Origin of the sequence: Pseudomonas weihenstephanensis, from assembly GCF_001043055.1 — a bacterium.
Lineage (GTDB): Bacteria > Pseudomonadota > Gammaproteobacteria > Pseudomonadales > Pseudomonadaceae > Aquipseudomonas > Aquipseudomonas weihenstephanensis.
This window is the reverse complement of sequence record NZ_JYLF01000005.1, coordinates 161,344-177,586: the sequence shown is the minus strand read 5'-3', so window position 1 is coordinate 177,586 and position 16,243 is coordinate 161,344. Positions and strand designations below refer to the sequence as shown.

The following is a 16,243-nucleotide window of genomic DNA, read 5'->3' as shown; positions in this document are numbered from 1 at the left end:
ATACAGCTTCGACAGAGCTCTGCTGCTTACGGCTTTAGGGGAAAGGAGACGGACTTATGTTTCCGGAACCAAACGTTGCTATTGGTAGGTAGCTGCCTTGGGGGAAGGGGGCTTCTGGCAGAAATCGGCCAGAAGCAGCCGCTCAAAGGCGTGTACGAAGCTAGGGACGATTCAGTTTTATCGCCAGATTCGCCTTCAGGCTGATTACGCACTCATGCAGCCGCTTGATTTTCACAAGCTTCACCAGATATACCGCGAAACCTGCAACCACCTCAACCATGCTTACCACGACGGCATTACACCCGTGAGAGTAATTCAGAGACGGCTTGCCCTAATGCGCGTCCAAGGAGCGGAGGGACAGCGTTTCCTACTTGCGTGTACTGCGGTACTTCAAAGCTGCGCATCTGTCCGCCCGTGGTCACTTTAGATCTAAGCTCAAAACTGTCTGGGAAGGACTGAATACGCGCCATTTCACGCACACTCAGTGTACGCAACTCATCATGGTGATAGTGGCAGGCATCATCTGGTATAGACAATGCTGCAGGTGCAGGCTGATCTGCAATCAGTGCTTTTTGAGTCTGTTTCTTTGTAGGGTGTCGCTGCAAGAAGTCCATGAAGTCAGATTTACGTTCAAAAGTGACGTACTCATTAGACTCAATTAAATAGTCAAACTGAGACAGTTTTTTCCAGTCTGCGTCGGTTAGCTCAACGGTCTCACCCTTCAAGATCGTCACAATTTTCTTACGCGTATCATTCCCGACCTTCTGGAGGACTTGATACAAGCGAAAGCGTCTGCGAACCAGATCGCCGTTGCTTCTAAGCGCATGGTTTGCCATTTCGCGATTCGGCAGAGTCTTCCCAAATATTTTCGCAATATCCTTAGCAAATCGACCCTCTGAATCACTGCTTGTACGCAGGTCATCAATCGCGTCTTTGACCGTCACAAAGCGACTATTGAAAGCAACTAACGGTGCTAAAAATGAGTTTTTGAACAGCTGGAGATCATCAAGATTAACCACGTCTCGGTAATCGAGCGCGCTATACGGCAGCTCTTTACCTTCTTTCGCTTGTTCAAAAAATGAAAGCGGTTGGGAGAACAGCACCTTTTCCGACTCATTGAAGGTGGGGACCAGCTTGTCGTAAAAATCCTTGCGAACTCCCATCAGGATGAAGCGGGGACGGTTTTGCGGAACGCCCGCATACTTTGCATTGACGTGCAGGCACAGCGGGACATAGCCAATAACTGAAAAAGCTTTGGCTAGCTCAAACCAAGCGTAATGGCTGTTGCCAAGGTCATCTTTGAATGGCCTAAGTATCCCGGTAACATTTTCAAGAAGGACAATCTTCGGCTGTACGGATTCAGTAAATTTTGCAAACTCCCACGGGAGTGAGTTCTTCTCGCAATCCATTCTCCGCAAGCCGGCCATGCTGAAGCTCTGGCATGGTGGGCCACCCGAGACTAGATCAACGCCTCTATCTCCGAATCCACTCTTCAGTGACTCACGAACGTCAGGTTTTCCCTCTAGCCAACGATTAAGAGTAATGATGCTGCCTACGACCAGGCTGCCCTTCAGCTTCCTCTCATTCCCTTCAAGATCTGAATATCCCTCGCCCAGCGGAGGGGATTTCCTTGGATCTTCACGAAGGCGCAGCTTGAGATCGCTGAGCGGATATCGGCTGTTTAACCACAGCGTACGTTTCAGAGCAGGCTTCTCGGCTTTGGATTGTGCGTCCACGTCTTCTTTGAAGAAGTTATAGGCATACGACTCTGCAGCCATCGGTGAAAGCTCGTTGGCCATGAGCAAATCAAACCCTACGGACTTCAGGCCTAGCGACAAGCCGCCACAGCCGGCAAATAGCTCTATGTAGTTCAAGGGTGGCACTCGATTGGTAAAATATGGCGCGATTTTAGAGCATCATCCGTTAAAAGTCCAGGTGGAATTTCTCTTCCCTACGAATGGCATCTGACGAAACGAATGATTCCGTGCTGCGCTTTTGTATTGATATTGTGTGCTCTCTGTGATATTTAGATCGGTTTAGGTGTCGGAGAGCGCCTTCAGCTCACTTCAGCAAAGTACCCCTACGTGGTGCATCTCGATGGAATTTTATTTGTCTTAAGCATGCGTGCTGGGACTTATTTGTGGGCGATAAGGTCGGCGTGCAACTGTTTAGGGCAGTGAAATGTCGCACCCGAAAAGAAAAAGCCTGAAGCGCCTTCAAACTGAAGCAACTAAACGCCATAAGGATCTCAAAAGCCAAGGCGTACCCAGTAAAATCTCAGACATGCTCAACCTTGTCGCTCGAGAGAACTCATACCCTAACTGGGATGCAGTCCTTGCTGAGGATGAGCGTAGCCGGGCAGTTCAATTCCATCTCTCTTTGCCCACTGAGCAGTTTGAAGACGCAGATCCGCCTGAGTATGAGATCATTCAGGCGGCTTTGAAAGCTGTAAACGTAGACAGAGCCGTCCCTGATCAGGTCAAGCTTAGGATTGCTCGAAACAAAGCCCATCTTGTTTCCCTTGGTATTGAGTTTGCTATTTTTGAGTCGACCACGACTGGGCTCAAAAAGTCGATTCTTGATGCTACTGCGCCCATTCGGGATTTGTTCGAGATAGAAAACTTCCATAAGTATGCTCAACAGCTACAAGGGCCAGAGCATAAAGTTTCGCGCGAAGCTTTTTTTGCTTACCCTGACCGCCTTGATCCCACCAGGGTTAGCTTGTATCGCCCTGTGACCAAAAAGGGGGATCCACGTATGTGGTTTTCTAGGCTTGCAGACTATGTTTTTGCTACCGAAAAAACATCAGCCGTAGCCTCTGATCAAATAGCGGTCGTGGTATATGAGGGGAGTCTTTATTTATTCAACCTCAGCAAATTCGATCTGAAGCAAGACAATACCGAAGCACTGAATGAAATCGGACTTTTGCTTCGGCGGATGGTGGACGCTGACCGTAGCATCGCCGATGAGCTGATCGCGAAGCTTAAAGAAATTGCTAAGTACCCCATCACAACTGGCGTCGCGGGTGATACTGCAGTAGGCATGGCTGTAGAGCATGCACTGGGCATTGTGGCAAATAGCTCTAAGCAGCCTGATTACCATGGTATCGAGATCAAATCGGGGCGAGGTGGCAAAAACCGCACTACCCTTTTTGCTCAAGTGCCTGATTGGGGGTTAAGCGCCTTAAAAAGCAGCGCTCAAATACTGGATGCCTACGGTTACGACCGCGATGGCGATATCAAGCTTTACTGCACGCTCTCGACAAGGAAAGCAAACAGCCAAGGCCTGAAATTTAGGTTTGATGGCCGAAACGACCAACTCGTGGAAATCGATGCCGACAATAAAGATGTTGCTACATGGCCATCAAAGCTCTTGCGTGATCGCCTGACGGAAAAGCATCGCGAGACGTTCTGGATTGAAGCGACTAGTGAGTTTATCGACGGTATTGAGTACTTCAAGCTGCTCTCGATCATTCATACGAAAGAGCCTGTCGAAAGCCAGCTAATTCCGCTTGTCGAGTCAGGCGTAGTGACCATGGATCACTTGATCAAACGCTCTGGTAAAAACAACCGTGTCTGCGAAAAAGGCCCTCTGTTTAAAATTAACAAGCGAGACCTGCACCTCCTCTTTCCGAAGCCTGTAAAAATAAAACTTTCATGAAATGCATAGAAGTCGAGGTATGTATCAGGAAGATGTATATAAGCAATGGTCTATTTCTGATTGCACACAATCCGATGAATTGAATCGCTCCGGCTTTCCTAGGCATAGCTGAGCATCTGCTGGGGAGCGAAAGCGGCTTTTTATGAATGGAGGCTGTGCCGTCGGGAAGCGCCGGAATAGGGGGGGGTAAATCGGTTCCGCATCTCAAAATTAAACCCTTGTCATGCTTGACGTTCAGACGCATAAATATGAAGCGTTTGCGGAATCGAAATTACTGTAAGTAACTGATTTTTATCTAAAAAATAGTGGATTGCAAATCCGCCCACGCCGGCTCGATTCCGGCCTCGGCCACCATACAGAAAACCCCGTAGATCACCGTCTACGGGGTTTTTTATTGGCTGCTGGAAAGTGAGGCGTTCCGAAACTTTAGGGGGTGGAGTTCCGAAAACTATTTTATTTTGAGGGTTTCGCGATCGCGCCGACACGTCGATAAACCCGCTTGGTTATCCGCGCCGATCATTGCCCGCAAGTCGTGCACCTGGCCCCGCAACTGGCGGTGCTGTTACGCGCCCAGTCGTGGGGCTTGGCGATGGAAGCCGCAGAGTTTCAGCGCTCGGCGCAAGACTGGACCCGCCCGGATCTGGATGGCTACACCGTGTGGCTGGTGGAGTGGACGCAGACGGTATTCCTCGGCGAGCAGGCATGGCCGTGGCCCGATGAGCCGCCGGGCTCGTTGCTGATCAGCGTCAACGACGAAGAGTCGGTCGCGCCGCAGGATCTGCCGTGAGCTACGCCACTGCCAAACACGACCGTATGATGGCTGCCCTGTTGATGCCTTGCTGCGTGGTTGTGGTAGATCTGGCGGCAAGCCCACCGGCCTGCCGCGTATCCACCAGCGCCTGGGTTTTATGGCGATGCAGGTGCACCCCCAGACAACCGTGACCACGTGGAGGTGTGGCGATTCTATGATGGCGGCTCGCTGGTCTACGACTGGCAGGCCCAAAGCTACACCATCACCTTGCCCAGCGGCACCGTGACGATTGCGGTCGGCGGTACTCCGGCGGTGGTGACTGTCAGCGCCGTGACCGTCACGGCGGTTGCCATCGACTTGATAGGCTCGGTCAAAATCGACGGCACGTTAGCAGTGACAGGTGACATCACCAGCCTCGGAAAAATCATCGATACCGGAGGTAATACATCTAATCACAAACATTAAAGTTTTATGCGTTTGCCTGATCAGTCTTAAGTTCGAGCGTTGAGTTGGAGTTTCATCTCTAAAGTTGCATTGTTGCCAATGTCGTAATCAGATAAGACTTTGCCGTCTTTGAGTTCTATTGTGGCAAGGTAAATTCGCTGATGTGAAGGAGGGACTCCTTCATGATCTTGGATCTTTGTTTAACGTTTTCAATTGTATCCGAGGACTGCAAATCAAGTGGGAATGTTTTGCCTATTATGATGCTGTGAATGAATATGTTCATGTCGATTCCTCGGAGCCTGTGGGGCGTGATGGTTCAAGGGTCTGATTTGCTGAAGTGCCTATTTGAAGTTTGCCTAACAATAAAAAACCAACCTGCTTTCCGACAAGTGACATGCCAGTGCAATGCAGTAGGTTCAATGTTAGAGGGTTGTTTTTGTGAGAATTCTGCGCCTTTTTTGACGGATTCATATAAAAATGGTGCTGTATTTCTAATCGCAAATTATCCATGCACTCGCTAAGTGCGGGTTTATTTCACTGGAGTAAAACCATGAGCAAAACACCTGACGACAAAGTTCCCGAACCGGCTGCACCAGCCCTGCAAAAGGCAGTAACGGCCCGCATCTTCCGCGACAAGGTCTACACCTCGCGCACCCTGATCCTGCACGGAGGTGCCTCGCTCCTGGTCGCCAAAGGACGCGTCACGGCGGTCGACGATCAGCAGTTCCAGTACCTCAACACCCCCCCGGATTTTGAACGCCTCACGGAGTAACCCGCGATGATCGGAATGGATCGCCACACCGGTGCGGCCCTTTCCGGCGTAGAGCATCTTCGCCAGTCCATCGCTGACATTCTCACCACCCCGGTGGGCAGTCGGCGCATGCGCCCGTCGTAAGGCTGCCAAGTGCGCCGGTTCGTCGACATGCCGATCAACGCGGTCTGGAAAAGCGCGGTACAGGCCGAAGTCGCCCACGCCCTGAACCTGTGGGAGTCGCGCTTCAAATTGCAGTCGGTGCGGGTCACGGCGGTGCTCGATGGTGTGATCAGTTTTGAGCTTAACGGTGCAAAGCGCCGAGGTGCAGGAATATCGTATTGACGCGGTGCTGCACATGGCCAGTACCGGCTCGGAAAACGAGGCGATTCAGGCCGAAGCGACCCGGCGCCTCGCAGCCTGGATCAACCTGCGTCGGCGCCTTGGTGTGGAAATCTCGCGCTCGTCGATTGATGCGCACCCGCACAGCCTCGCAGATCGAGGAGCGCCTCAGCGTGCTCAAAGAACAGGCTGGCAAGGTCAGCCCGTCAATGGCCAACATCGTGCCCACCGGCGTGCTGGGCGCAGACGCGACCCTGGCTGCCGAAGCGGTAAAGCCATTCCCGCACCTGCTGATCATGCAACCGCTCAAGCCGGGATCGACACCGTTCTACTTCAACCTGGACACCGCTGCCTTCGACGAACTCAAGCGCTCCAGCGAATTCCGCTGGGCTTCACACGAGCGCCTGAGTCGCCGACCGGCCTCAACGGCACGGTCGAGGCCGTGCTCGATGCCAACCAAGGGCTGGCCGGGCTGATCATTCACCTGCCGGATTTGCCGTTGCCGAATGATGAGGTGGTGATGTTGTGGGCTTGAAATTCCGGCGCTTCATCGACGAACAAAAGAGATAGAGCCTCCGTCATCATGTGAAAGGTCTTATTGACCCTTGGCTGAACTGGCCGATACAGTCCGCTCACTTCAATGGATTGACCTGAACGGGGCGCTGCTTTAATCGGCCCTGGTGATTAAGGAAAATACGACATGCACATGCGCCTGATTTATGCAGACGTTGGAGAAGAACTTGGGGTTCGTCTCAGTGAAATCGAAGCCCCTTTCTTTGCCAAATTTGAAGTCGAAGACGCTTTATGTACGCCTTTCCCCACGCTAAGCCTGTTTGATATCCAAACGTATGGCCGACAATTAACCCATGAAGAAATCGTAGACGCCGTAGAAGCGGGCGACATTTTATTGGTTAAAGATGATCCCTTCAGTCCGCTGAGCCAAGACACATTCAACGAGTATTTCCACATCCCCGGACGCGGTTGGACGGGCAGTTTCCATATGCCTGTTGAGCAGGAAAAACCGCCGTTGCCGGAAGCCGAACCGATTTTAAAACCGCAACCGCAAGCGCCTATGAGAATTTCAAATGACAGTAAATCTCGCTGATCAGGTATTTTTGGTACTCGGCCTATCAATCTTCGGTGGGGCTATTTTTTGTATAGGCACTTCTCTTTATATGGCCTATACAAAGATGGATTTGATGTTGGAGTATTTGAAGAACTGTTCGATTGTTAGAGCTCACTCGCCACTAAAGTATGGTGGGCCTTGGGGTAAACTCATGCTGATTGGCTGGATTGCAGGGCTCTTCAGGTTTCCTGAGTACTACCTAAAGCGTGGTGAAGCGAGCGCAGAAGATTTAAATAATTTCCCAACACATTTAAGAAAGAAATTAGTGGTGCTAAAAAGGGCGTCATTTTTTTTGATTGCTGCACTGGTTACTTTATTTTTTCTTAGAGAGTCAGGAATGCTTAAATAAAACTGTTCTGATCACTTCTTAATTCTTACGAGTTGCTAGCTAGCCCGCCACTGTGTGGGCTTTTTATTCTCCGGGATTTGCCTATGACCCCCATCTTTCGCATCGTCGCAGACGGTGCTGACATCACCGCACTGATCAACGACCGCCTGCTTTTACGACGAACCACTGACAAGCCCGGTCATCAGAAAGTGATGTGTCCTCGCAATGACGTTAAATGGAGCGCTGATTGACACGCTTTGACAGCTCTTCTGCGGACTCTTTGCGCTCTGAATATCGATCAACCAGATAGTCCTGGCGATCCCTCAAGAGCAGCGTGAACTTCATCAACTCTTCCATTACGTCCACCAGACGGTCGTAGTACGAGGACGGTTTCATCCGGCCTGCCTCATCAAATTCGGTGAACGCCTTGGCCACCGAAGATTGGTTGGGGATGGTGAACATCCGCATCCACCGACCCAGTACCCGCAACTGATTGACCACGTTAAATGATTGCGAACCGCCGCAGACCTGCATCACGGCAAGGGTCTTTCCTTGGGTAGGACGTACAGCGCCAATCGCCAGCGGAACCCAGTCGATCTGGGCCTTGAAAACTGCACTCATGGAGCCATGACGCTCTGGGGAACACCATACTTGGCCTTCAGACCACTGCATTAACTCGCGCAGCTCTGCGACCTTGGGGTGAGTGTCCGGAGCATCGTCTGGCAACGGCAAGCCCGATGGGTCAAAGATCTTGGTTTCGGCGCCAAACTCATTCAGCAAGCGTGCGGCCTCTTGCGTGACTAAACGGCTGAATGAACGTTCTCGCGTCGATCCGTACAGAAGAAGAATTCGAGGTTTATGGCGCATGGGTGTACGAGGCGACAGTTGCTCCAACGAAGGAATGTCGATCAGGTCAGCGTCTACGTTTGGCAATGTGTCTTGCATATAAACTCCTACAGGCTTGCCAAGCAGGCAAGGCCTCGATTGTTCTTCAAAGCGAACCGATACGGTTCAGTTCAGCTTTGAGCTCGTCAGCGCTCATGGTTTGCAGCGGTAGCGCAAGAAACGCTGTAACACGCTCACGAATTTTGTTGAGGGTGGCTTCAAACGCTGCGGTAATCTCGGACTCTGACCCGGAGGCTTCGGACGGATCGGCCAAGCCCCAATGCGCCTTCAAGGCTGGCCCGAAAAATATTGGGCACGCTTCACCCGCAGCCCGATCACAAACGGTAATAACGATATCTGGAGGGGAGCCTTCAAAAGCATCCGAAGCCTTGCTGCTCAATCCCACCGTGGAGATACCGACCGCCTCCAGCGTTTGCAATGCCCGTTGATTCACTCGACCACTGGGAAAGCTTCCCGAACTAACCGCTTCTGAGCCTTCAGGTGCTAGGTGGTTGAACAGCGCCTCAGACAGAATGCTGCGGCAGCTGTTATGGGTGCACATGAATAAGACTTTCATCAAAAGATTCCTTGATTCAGAAACTAAGGCGCAATGCCAGGGCGCACAGGCTGGCGACGAGGATGGGTAAAGTCAGCACGATTCCGGTCTTGAAGTAATAGCCCCAGCTGATCCTGATGTCCTTCTTAGCCAACACGTGCAGCCATAACAGCGTTGCCAGGCTACCAATTGGCGTGATCTTCGGGCCCAGGTCGGCACCGATGACATTGGCGTACACCATTGCTTGGTGTACGACGCCATCGACTTCGGCGGCATGAATCGACAGGGCACCTACCAGGACGGTGGGCATGTTATTCATGATTGACGACAGAAATGCTGTTAGCAGCCCTGTTCCTAGGGACGCGCCCCAGACGCCATAACCGGCAAATACGTTCAGGATCTGCGCGATGTGGTCAGTCAGGCCTGCGTTTTTCAGGCCATAGACGACCAGATACATACCCAAAGAAAAAATCACCACTTGCCACGGAGCTTCTTTGAGCACCTTGCCTGTGTTGATGGCATGGCCACGCGCCGCGATGACATAGAGGATGAGTGCGCAGAACGCTGCAATGGCACTGATCGGAACGCCCAATGGTTCGATGACAAAGAAACCGATCAAGAGCAGTGCTAACACCCACCAACCGGCTACAAAGGTGGCGCGGTCGTGGATTGCCTCGCTCGGATTGTCCAGTTGATTGAGGTCGTAGGTTTTGGGCAAATCCTTTCGAAAAAACCACAGCAGCATGGCTAATGTCGCCGCCACGCTGACAATGTTTACCGGCACCATAATCGAGGCATATTCATTGAAGCTAATACCGAAGTAGTCAGCAGAAACGATATTGACCAGGTTGGAAACCACAAACGGCAAGCTCGCCGTGTCGGCGATAAAACCGGCTGCCATTACGAATGCCAATGTCGCAGCAGGAGAAAAACGCAACGCCAGCAGCATCGCAATCACGATGGGCGTGAGGATGAGTGCCGCGCCGTCATTGGCGAATAACGCCGATACCGCCGCGCCTAACAGGATGAATAGTGCGAAGAGCTTGCGGGTGCTGCCAGCGCCCCATCTCGCAACATGCAGCGCAGCCCACTTGAAAAATCCGGCCTCATCAAGCAGCAGGCTAATAATGATGACCGCGATGAACGTCCCGGTGGCGTTCCAGACGATGCTCCAAACTTCAGGTATGTCCCCGAGGGTAACGACGCCCGTCAGCAGAGCCACGACAGCACCCATCATGGCGCTCCAACCTACCCCAAGCCCTCTGGGTTGCCAGATGACAAGCGCGATGGTGGCAATAAAGATCAATACGGCAATCAACATTTCAATAACCCGGTTTGGACGTGAATCAGTTGCACACGGCCTGATTGATAGGACGATCGTTCATGCCGCATAGGCGTTTAGCCTCGGTTTCCAACCACTGCTGGTTGGCATCTACGACGTCTTTCAAAATGGCAGTCACCCAGACAGGTAAGTCAGGGTGCAGTCGGTAATACACCCACTGGCCTTGGCGACGATCCACTAGCAATCCGGCTGAGCGAAGCAGCGCTAAGTGCCGAGAAATCTTCGGCTGACTCAGATCGAGTGCCGCCGTCAGTTCGCAGACACACAGCTCACCTTCACTCACGACGAGCAACGTAATTTTGGTTCGCGTGTCATCTGCCAGGCACTTGAATAGCGTGGTGGGGTTCATGGGTTCTGTCATAGATCCTCCAGATGTTTGGTCTTTACCAAAACGAAGAGCTTGATGCGCTCGTGGATGTGATGGAGCGTATGTCGAAATGCGACAGGGTCATCGCGGATCACCGGATCAGGAAAATCCCATGCGATAACCTCATTAGCGCCGGGCATCGAATGGCACTCGCTTGCGGATTTGTCACAGAGGGTAATTAGGTAGTCGAATCGTTCAGAGCGAAACTCATGGATGGACTTGCTGCGTAGACCGGTTGCATCGACTCCGACGGCCTCCAGCGCCTGAATTGTGCGCGGGTCAACGTGAGAGGGCTTATAGCACGTGCTAAAAACATCGAAGCGCGGATCGGTGTGCCTAAGCAAAGCCTCTGCAAGCTGAGAGCGGCCAGAGTTGGCAACACAGACGAAAAGCACTTTTATAGCAACGCTCATGGTGATGTCTGCGCATATGGAAAACTGAATATACGCTTTGGCGAATGTTCGGTAAAGCGAATGTGATGGGTGACTCTCGCCCGATCCGCTGGTGATCCGGGGCAAAGCCAGCGACATGCGCGGGAGCGGCAAAACCACGCGCATCGGTTCCCGGGAGTGAGTCATCACGCTGATGCAGGGGAGGCTGATGTTTGGTCAATGGGGTACGAACAATACGTCCCGCACCTGGTGGAAGCTCAAGCAATCACGATAGATCAGGTTGAGGCCCAAGCATTGGACATCGAACGTTAGGTTGAGCGCATCAAAGCTCTGGAGCAGAAAGCGACCGAGGTTTAGGCTTATTACAGGAAGTTCTGGGAGATGGCTGGTTCGCCAGAACGCCGGAGACAAGGCGCCAATACCTTAGGGACTTTTGCGGGGGATCGTGAAACCTGACTAAACACTGTAGGGCATCGTTTTCAGTCTGTGCCCCCGTGAGTGCTTGCTCTGTACGGGTTTCGCCAGCCTTGACACGCATAGGGTGCTAGGGATTTGGCTACGGTTGTGATGCTCGTAATGCCGTACATTGGCAGGGCGCCAAGGGAAGGGGTAAAAACAGAATTGCGGAGCGGTCTGAATTTTTGCGGTGCAAAAAAACAAAGGGCCTGCATGAAGAATCTCATGCAGGCCCTTGATTTGTTTGGTGCCCGAAGCCGGAATCGAACCGGCACGTCCTTTCGAACGGGGGATTTTAAGTCCCATGCGTCTACCAATTTCGCCATTCGGGCGGTAGCGCTGTGCAGCGCGTCAGGGAGGATGGGACTTTAATTGCTTAAAGTGCTCAAGAGCCTGCGTGACAGGTGGACGAATATATAGAGGCTTGTGCAATGAGGCAAGTTCGATAACGTCCATTTATGTACATTTTTTTACCCGAGTGCCTCATAAAAACGTCGAAAAATCATGAAGCTATGAACGCGCATTGTTAGTGGGCAAGGGGGCGGCTGTCTTAAGGCAGGCATCGGCCTGGTTTATCCGCCACCTCCCCCAAGCTGGTTTAGGCTAGGGTATTTGCAGGTTTGCAACTGTAGTAAGCGAAATGAATACGAGTGTGATTTATGCGTTGGTGGCTGCTGCGCTGTTTGGTGCAAGTACTCCGCTGGCCAAGCTGTTGGGCACCGATATTTCCCCTGTTTTGCTGGCCGGGTTGTTGTATGTGGGCAGTGGCGCGGGGGTGTTGCTGGTGCGTTGTGTCAGAGACCGTGGCTGGAAATCGTCAGGGTTAAGGGCTGGCGAATGGCCGTGGTTGCTGGGTGCCATTGCATTTGGTGGGGTCATGGGCCCCGTGGCGTTGATGTTTGGTTTGACGCGCACGTCCGGCGCCACAGCGTCTTTGATGTTGAACCTGGAGCCTGTGTTGACGGCGTTGCTGGCGTGGGTGGTGTTTAAAGAAAACGCCGACCGCCGAATTGTCTTGGGCATGTTGGCGATTATTGCGGGCGGGGTGGTGTTGGCCTGGCCGTCAGCTGAGGTGGGCGTTGGGGGGGCGTCTTGGTCAGGGCCGTTAGCCGTGGCGTTTGCCTGCCTGTGTTGGGCCGTGGACAACAATTTTACCCGCAAGGTCTCGGCCTCTGATGCGCTGTATATCGCGGGCGCCAAAGGTGTGTTTGCCGGTGGCGTCAATTGCGCAATAGCCCTGTCGCTTGGCGCCCAACTGCCCGCATTGGCGGTATTAACGCCGACTTTGCTAATCGGTTTTCTCGGCTATGGCGTGAGCCTGGTTCTATTTGTGCTGGCACTGCGCGGCCTGGGGGCTGCACGCACCGGTGCGTATTTTTCCACAGCGCCTTTTTTAGGCGCTGCGCTCGCGATCCTGGTGTTGGGTGAGTCGGTGTCGCTCCCGTTCTGGTTGGCTGCTGCATTTATGTCTGTGGGGGTGTGGTTGCATTTGACTGAGTTGCACACGCACGAGCATCACCATTGGTTGATAGAGCACGCCCACCGCCACCATCATGATGAGCACCATCAACACGCACATGTCGACGAGGTGGCGATGGATAAGCCCCACAGCCATACGCATGTACATCTGCCGATCAATCATAGTCACCCGCACTTTCCGGATATTCATCATCGGCATCGGCACTGAGGTGAAAAATCGCGACCGTTTAACCCCTCAATGGAGTCATTGAACGCGCATGTTTGAACACTTAGATTTCAATTACCTGCTGGCAACCTATGGTTATCTGGCCATTTTTATTGGCTGTTTGCTGGAAGGTGAGACCATTTTGATTTTGGGCGGCATGGCGGCCCATCAGCATGTACTCAAGCTGCTGCCGGTGATTGGTTATGCCAGTTTGGCCGGGATGCTGGGTGATCAGTTGCTGTTTTGGGCCGGCCGCTACTTTGGTGAACGCCTGTTACCCAGGCTGCACAAGCAGCAGGCAGCCATAGACAAGGTGACGCACTTGGTGAATCAACACCCCACGGTGTCGATTTTTACCGTGAGGTTTGTCTACGGCATGCGTTTGATGGGGCCGATGGTGATTGGCGCGTGCAAGGTGTCGCCCCTCAAGTTTGCGTGTATCAATCTGTCAGGCGCGCTGGTGTGGGCCACGCTGTTTGCCAGTGCCGGATATTGGGCTGGGGAGTTCCTGCAGCACGTATTGGGCGATCTGAAACCGTACCGTTGGCCTATCATTTTGGGGGTGATGGCGTTGGTGGTGGTTGCGGCACTTGTGCGGCATGTCAGGGCTAAGCGCAAAGCGGCTCAAGAGGGGTAAAGCGACTCGCACTTGTGTGTAGTTGCAAAAAATAAACCCGAAAGGCAAAGTTCGGGAGCGCTGGTGGCGTGATAACTCCCTTGGCCTAGACTCTTGGCAGGCAGACCGGGGAGAAGGTTTTTAACGCCTGCTCACGCCCCGGTTCGATGATAAAAAAGGAGGTCTGGATGCTTATTCGCTTGATGATTCTTGCCAGCGTATTGTTGTCTGGCGCCGCACAGTCTGCTGACATTGACAGCCCCTTGAAACAGGACATCGGAAAGTCTCGCCCGCTGGTAATTTTTGCTCGCACGTCTGCTGATCCCACATTGATGAGCTTGAAAAAAAACCTCGAAGAACCGACCACGCAGCAAGCGTTCAAAGACCGCAAGATGGTGTTGTATACGGTTGAAGGTTTGAGCGGTAAACGCGACGGCAAAAACCTGGAGCAGCCGCAAACCATGGCGCTGATTCGGGGGCTCAGTTTAGGTGTCATCAACAGCACCCAAGTCGTTGTTTTTGGCAAAGACGGCCAGCGTGTGCCATTACCTGCCGACACACACGACCTCAATATCATCTTCAGCGCAATTGATAACTTGCCTGCTCAAGAGAAAGAGAACTCAAGGCCTGAGGATCTGGTGACCCCACCCGATAAAGCTAAAAAAGGCAAAGGCGAGACCGCTGTAAAAGCCTCTGGAGCGGTGAAAGCCCCACAGCCTCTGGATGATTGAGGTTGAACAATCGGCGAGCAAAAAAAGGCCCGCTGGGGGAAGCGGGCCAAGAGGGATTCACTAAAGGAGTGGGTTCAATTTAGGCGCTGGAATGTGAACGGCGCGTGAAAAACATGTGCTCAAAACAGAAAATGCTGGCCAATGTGTGCGGTACAAATACTCCTCAGCTGTAACGCAAGGCTTGCCCGGTGATCCGTTAGGGTGTGTTCAACCACCCTCCAAACACCGGACGTAAACATGCCGTTCTCTCTCGAATTAATCTCAGCGTTTGTGTTGTTCGCGTTCGTCTCCTCCATCACCCCTGGCCCCAACAACACCATGTTGCTGGCCTCGGGCGTTAACTTTGGGTTTCGCCGAACTCTTCCTCACGCATTGGGTATCAGTTTTGGCTTTATGTGTTTGGTACTGGCGGTGGGATTGGGTCTGGGCGGGGTGTTCAAGGCCGTGCCGGTGGCTTACACCGTATTGCGCTACCTGGGCGCCGCATACTTGTTGTATCTGGCGTGGAAGGTCGCCACCAGCGGGCCAGTTTCAAGTACGCAAGACGCACATGGCGCACCGTTGAGCTTTTGGGGCGCAGCCGCTTTTCAATGGGTCAACCCCAAGGCCTGGGTGATGGCGGTCGGTGCTATTACCACGTACACCCCCTCGCAGGGATACATCGTCAATGTGTTCATCATTGCGCTGGTGTTCGCTGTGATCAATTTGCCCAGCGTCTGCGTGTGGGCAGGCTTTGGCAGCGCATTGCGCAATGTGCTGACCAAGCCCAAGTGGTTGTTGGCATTCAATCTGAGCATGGCGCTGCTGTTGGTGCTGTCGTTATACCCGATCCTGTTCGATCACTGAGCATCTCGCTCGGCATCATTGAGCCACTCCTGACTCAGGGTGTCAGTGTCGCCGAGGTACTCCAGCAACCAGCTCATGGCGGGGGAATGGTTGTTTTGCACCCAGGCAATGCAGGAGGGGCTGGCGGGGAAGGGGCGTTGCAGGTGCAGGGCCACCAACCACCCTTGTTCGATCAGAGGTTGAGCCAGATGCGCAGGCACCATGCCAACACACAAGCCTTCGCACAGGCAGGCCAACGCCGTTGCCCAGTCAGGGACCATCATTCGCCGTTGGTTGTCGAGCGTCCAGGTGTCGCGTTTGGGCAGGTTGCGTGATGTGTCATCCATGCACAACGATGGGTAGGGCCGCAGCTGTTCATCACTGAGTAAGCCTTGGCAGGAGGCCAGCGCATGATCAGGGCTGGCAACGCATAACCAGTGTAGAAACCCCATGTCGCGAAAGGCAAAACTGCCCGCTACCGGGATGGCACGCGTCGCGCCGATGACGATGTCGGTGCGGCCATCGACCAGAGCGTCCCACACGCCGTTGTACACCTCGTAGCGAATAATCAGTTCCACGTCCGGGAAGTGTCGGTAAAAGTCGAGGGCCATTTGCTGGCAGCGCGGTTGCTTGGTGATGGAGTCCACCGCGACCCGTAACTGGCCGCTCCAACCATTGGCCACTTGCTGGCACAGGCGGCGCGTGCCGAGCATTTTTTTAAGCACGTCACGGGCTTCTTTGACAAATAGCTGACCGGCCGGGGTCAGCTCCACATCCCGGTGACGGCGCACAAACAACGGCACCGCCAACCACACTTCCAGTTGACGCACCGTATAACTGATGGCCGATGGCACACGATGCAGCTCTTGGGCTGCACCGCTGAAGCTGCCATGCCGGGCCACGGCATCAATGACATCCAGAGAATATTCAGACCACACAGTTTTGCCTTCGAAATAATTGATGCCAAAGTGAAATTATTATCGCTTC

19 protein-coding genes, 1 tRNA gene and 4 pseudogenes are annotated in these 16,243 nt (G+C 53.1%); 15 read left to right on the top strand and 9 right to left on the bottom strand.

The genetic code is table 11. The features are described from left to right. Positions 1–296: 296 nt before the first annotated feature. Positions 297–1,874, bottom strand: coding sequence for a DNA cytosine methyltransferase (locus TU86_RS13915; RefSeq protein WP_048364896.1), 1,578 nt, complete (start codon positions 1,872–1,874; stop codon positions 297–299). A gap of 307 nt (positions 1,875–2,181) precedes the next feature. Between TU86_RS13915 and TU86_RS13910 the strand changes: the two genes are divergently transcribed. From TU86_RS13910 to TU86_RS13900, 3 genes and pseudogenes are all read left to right on the top strand, one after another. After that, a complete protein-coding gene (locus TU86_RS13910) occupies positions 2,182–3,660 on the top strand; it encodes an MvaI/BcnI family restriction endonuclease (protein ID WP_048364895.1) in 1,479 nt (492 codons plus the stop codon). A 499-nt stretch (positions 3,661–4,159) separates the two neighbouring features. Continuing rightward, the gene (locus TU86_RS13905; protein ID WP_420876370.1) at positions 4,160–4,447 is read left to right on the top strand and encodes a hypothetical protein; all 288 of its coding nucleotides are present in this window, start codon (positions 4,160–4,162) and stop codon (positions 4,445–4,447) included. Next, a pseudogene (locus tag TU86_RS13900) lies at positions 4,444–4,876 on the top strand (phage baseplate assembly protein V). The gene TU86_RS13905 and the pseudogene TU86_RS13900 overlap by 4 nt, the downstream one beginning before the upstream one ends. Before the next feature lie 26 nt (positions 4,877–4,902). On the opposite strand, the gene TU86_RS23710 reads toward TU86_RS13900, so the two are convergent. Next, complete coding sequence (locus TU86_RS23710; protein ID WP_082152899.1) at positions 4,903–5,049, bottom strand: ubiquitin-like protein; 147 nt, start codon at positions 5,047–5,049, stop codon at positions 4,903–4,905. Positions 5,050–5,405: 356 nt separating this feature from the next. Between TU86_RS23710 and TU86_RS13895 the strand changes: the two genes are divergently transcribed. The 8 genes and pseudogenes from TU86_RS13895 (at position 5,406) to TU86_RS22915 (ending at position 7,653) form a co-directional block, all read left to right on the top strand. Continuing rightward, positions 5,406–5,627, top strand: a complete 222-nt coding sequence (locus TU86_RS13895) for a hypothetical protein (RefSeq protein WP_048364894.1) — start codon at positions 5,406–5,408, stop codon at positions 5,625–5,627. 6 nt (positions 5,628–5,633) lie between these two features. Continuing rightward, positions 5,634–5,951: pseudogene (locus TU86_RS13890) on the top strand (GPW/gp25 family protein). Beyond that, a pseudogene (locus TU86_RS23290) lies at positions 5,911–6,093 on the top strand (baseplate assembly protein); the annotation flags it as partial. The pseudogenes TU86_RS13890 and TU86_RS23290, both read left to right, overlap by 41 nt. Continuing rightward, positions 6,086–6,379 (top strand): annotated as a pseudogene (locus TU86_RS13885) (phage tail protein); the annotation flags it as partial. The pseudogenes TU86_RS23290 and TU86_RS13885, both read left to right, overlap by 8 nt. Next, positions 6,328–6,483 carry a tail protein X gene (locus TU86_RS23865; RefSeq protein ID WP_478003141.1) on the top strand — a complete coding sequence of 52 codons (156 nt, stop codon included), beginning with the start codon at positions 6,328–6,330 and terminating at the stop codon, positions 6,481–6,483. The pseudogene TU86_RS13885 and the gene TU86_RS23865, both read left to right, overlap by 52 nt. Before the next feature lie 165 nt (positions 6,484–6,648). Then, a complete protein-coding gene (locus tag TU86_RS13880) occupies positions 6,649–7,053 on the top strand; it encodes a hypothetical protein (RefSeq protein WP_048364893.1) in 405 nt (134 codons plus the stop codon). Continuing rightward, on the top strand, positions 7,034–7,423 hold the full coding sequence (locus tag TU86_RS13875; protein ID WP_048364892.1) for a hypothetical protein: 390 nt from the start codon (positions 7,034–7,036) through the stop codon (positions 7,421–7,423). Before TU86_RS13880 ends, TU86_RS13875 begins: the two co-directional genes overlap by 20 nt. 83 nt (positions 7,424–7,506) lie before the next feature. After that, positions 7,507–7,653, top strand: coding sequence for a hypothetical protein (locus TU86_RS22915; protein ID WP_157395908.1), 147 nt, complete (start codon positions 7,507–7,509; stop codon positions 7,651–7,653). Here the strand turns inward: TU86_RS22915 and arsH are convergent. From arsH to TU86_RS13845, 6 genes are all read right to left on the bottom strand, one after another. After that, a complete protein-coding gene (arsH, locus tag TU86_RS13870) occupies positions 7,634–8,347 on the bottom strand; it encodes an arsenical resistance protein ArsH (protein ID WP_048364891.1) in 714 nt (237 codons plus the stop codon). The genes TU86_RS22915 and arsH overlap by 20 nt on opposite strands. Before the next feature lie 46 nt (positions 8,348–8,393). After that, entirely contained in the window at positions 8,394–8,864 is a 471-nt protein-coding gene (locus tag TU86_RS13865; RefSeq protein ID WP_048364890.1) for an arsenate reductase ArsC, read from the bottom strand. 16 nt (positions 8,865–8,880) lie between these two features. Next, on the bottom strand, positions 8,881–10,164 hold the full coding sequence (locus TU86_RS13860; RefSeq protein ID WP_048364889.1) for an arsenic transporter: 1,284 nt from the start codon (positions 10,162–10,164) through the stop codon (positions 8,881–8,883). 25 nt (positions 10,165–10,189) lie between these two features. Then, positions 10,190–10,546, bottom strand: a complete 357-nt coding sequence (locus TU86_RS13855) for a metalloregulator ArsR/SmtB family transcription factor (RefSeq protein WP_048364888.1) — start codon at positions 10,544–10,546, stop codon at positions 10,190–10,192. After that, a complete protein-coding gene (locus TU86_RS13850; protein ID WP_048365102.1) occupies positions 10,543–10,965 on the bottom strand; it encodes an arsenate reductase ArsC in 423 nt (140 codons plus the stop codon). The genes TU86_RS13855 and TU86_RS13850 overlap by 4 nt, the downstream gene beginning before the upstream one ends. A gap of 680 nt (positions 10,966–11,645) precedes the next feature. Next, a tRNA-Leu gene (locus TU86_RS13845) sits at positions 11,646–11,732 on the bottom strand. Between the two features lie 308 nt (positions 11,733–12,040). Between TU86_RS13845 and TU86_RS13840 the strand changes: the two genes are divergently transcribed. The 4 genes from TU86_RS13840 to TU86_RS13825 all read left to right on the top strand — a co-directional run bounded on the left by TU86_RS13840 (position 12,041) and on the right by TU86_RS13825 (position 15,277). After that, entirely contained in the window at positions 12,041–13,087 is a 1,047-nt protein-coding gene (locus TU86_RS13840; RefSeq protein WP_048364887.1) for a DMT family transporter, read from the top strand. A 49-nt stretch (positions 13,088–13,136) separates the two neighbouring features. Next, entirely contained in the window at positions 13,137–13,721 is a 585-nt protein-coding gene (locus tag TU86_RS13835; protein ID WP_048364886.1) for a DedA family protein, read from the top strand. Positions 13,722–13,888: 167 nt separating this feature from the next. Continuing rightward, positions 13,889–14,431 carry a DUF4174 domain-containing protein gene (locus TU86_RS13830; protein ID WP_048364885.1) on the top strand — a complete coding sequence of 181 codons (543 nt, stop codon included), beginning with the start codon at positions 13,889–13,891 and terminating at the stop codon, positions 14,429–14,431. 237 nt (positions 14,432–14,668) lie between these two features. Continuing rightward, positions 14,669–15,277: a LysE family translocator gene (locus tag TU86_RS13825; RefSeq protein WP_048364884.1), complete on the top strand. Its 609-nt coding sequence runs from the start codon at positions 14,669–14,671 to the stop codon at positions 15,275–15,277. Here TU86_RS13825 and punR read toward each other — a convergent pair. Further along, positions 15,271–16,194 (bottom strand): DNA-binding transcriptional activator PunR, encoded by a 924-nt coding sequence (punR, locus tag TU86_RS13820; RefSeq protein WP_048364883.1) that lies wholly within the window; start codon positions 16,192–16,194, stop codon positions 15,271–15,273. The two genes, TU86_RS13825 and punR, sit on opposite strands and share 7 nt — an antisense overlap. Positions 16,195–16,243 lie beyond the last annotated feature (49 nt).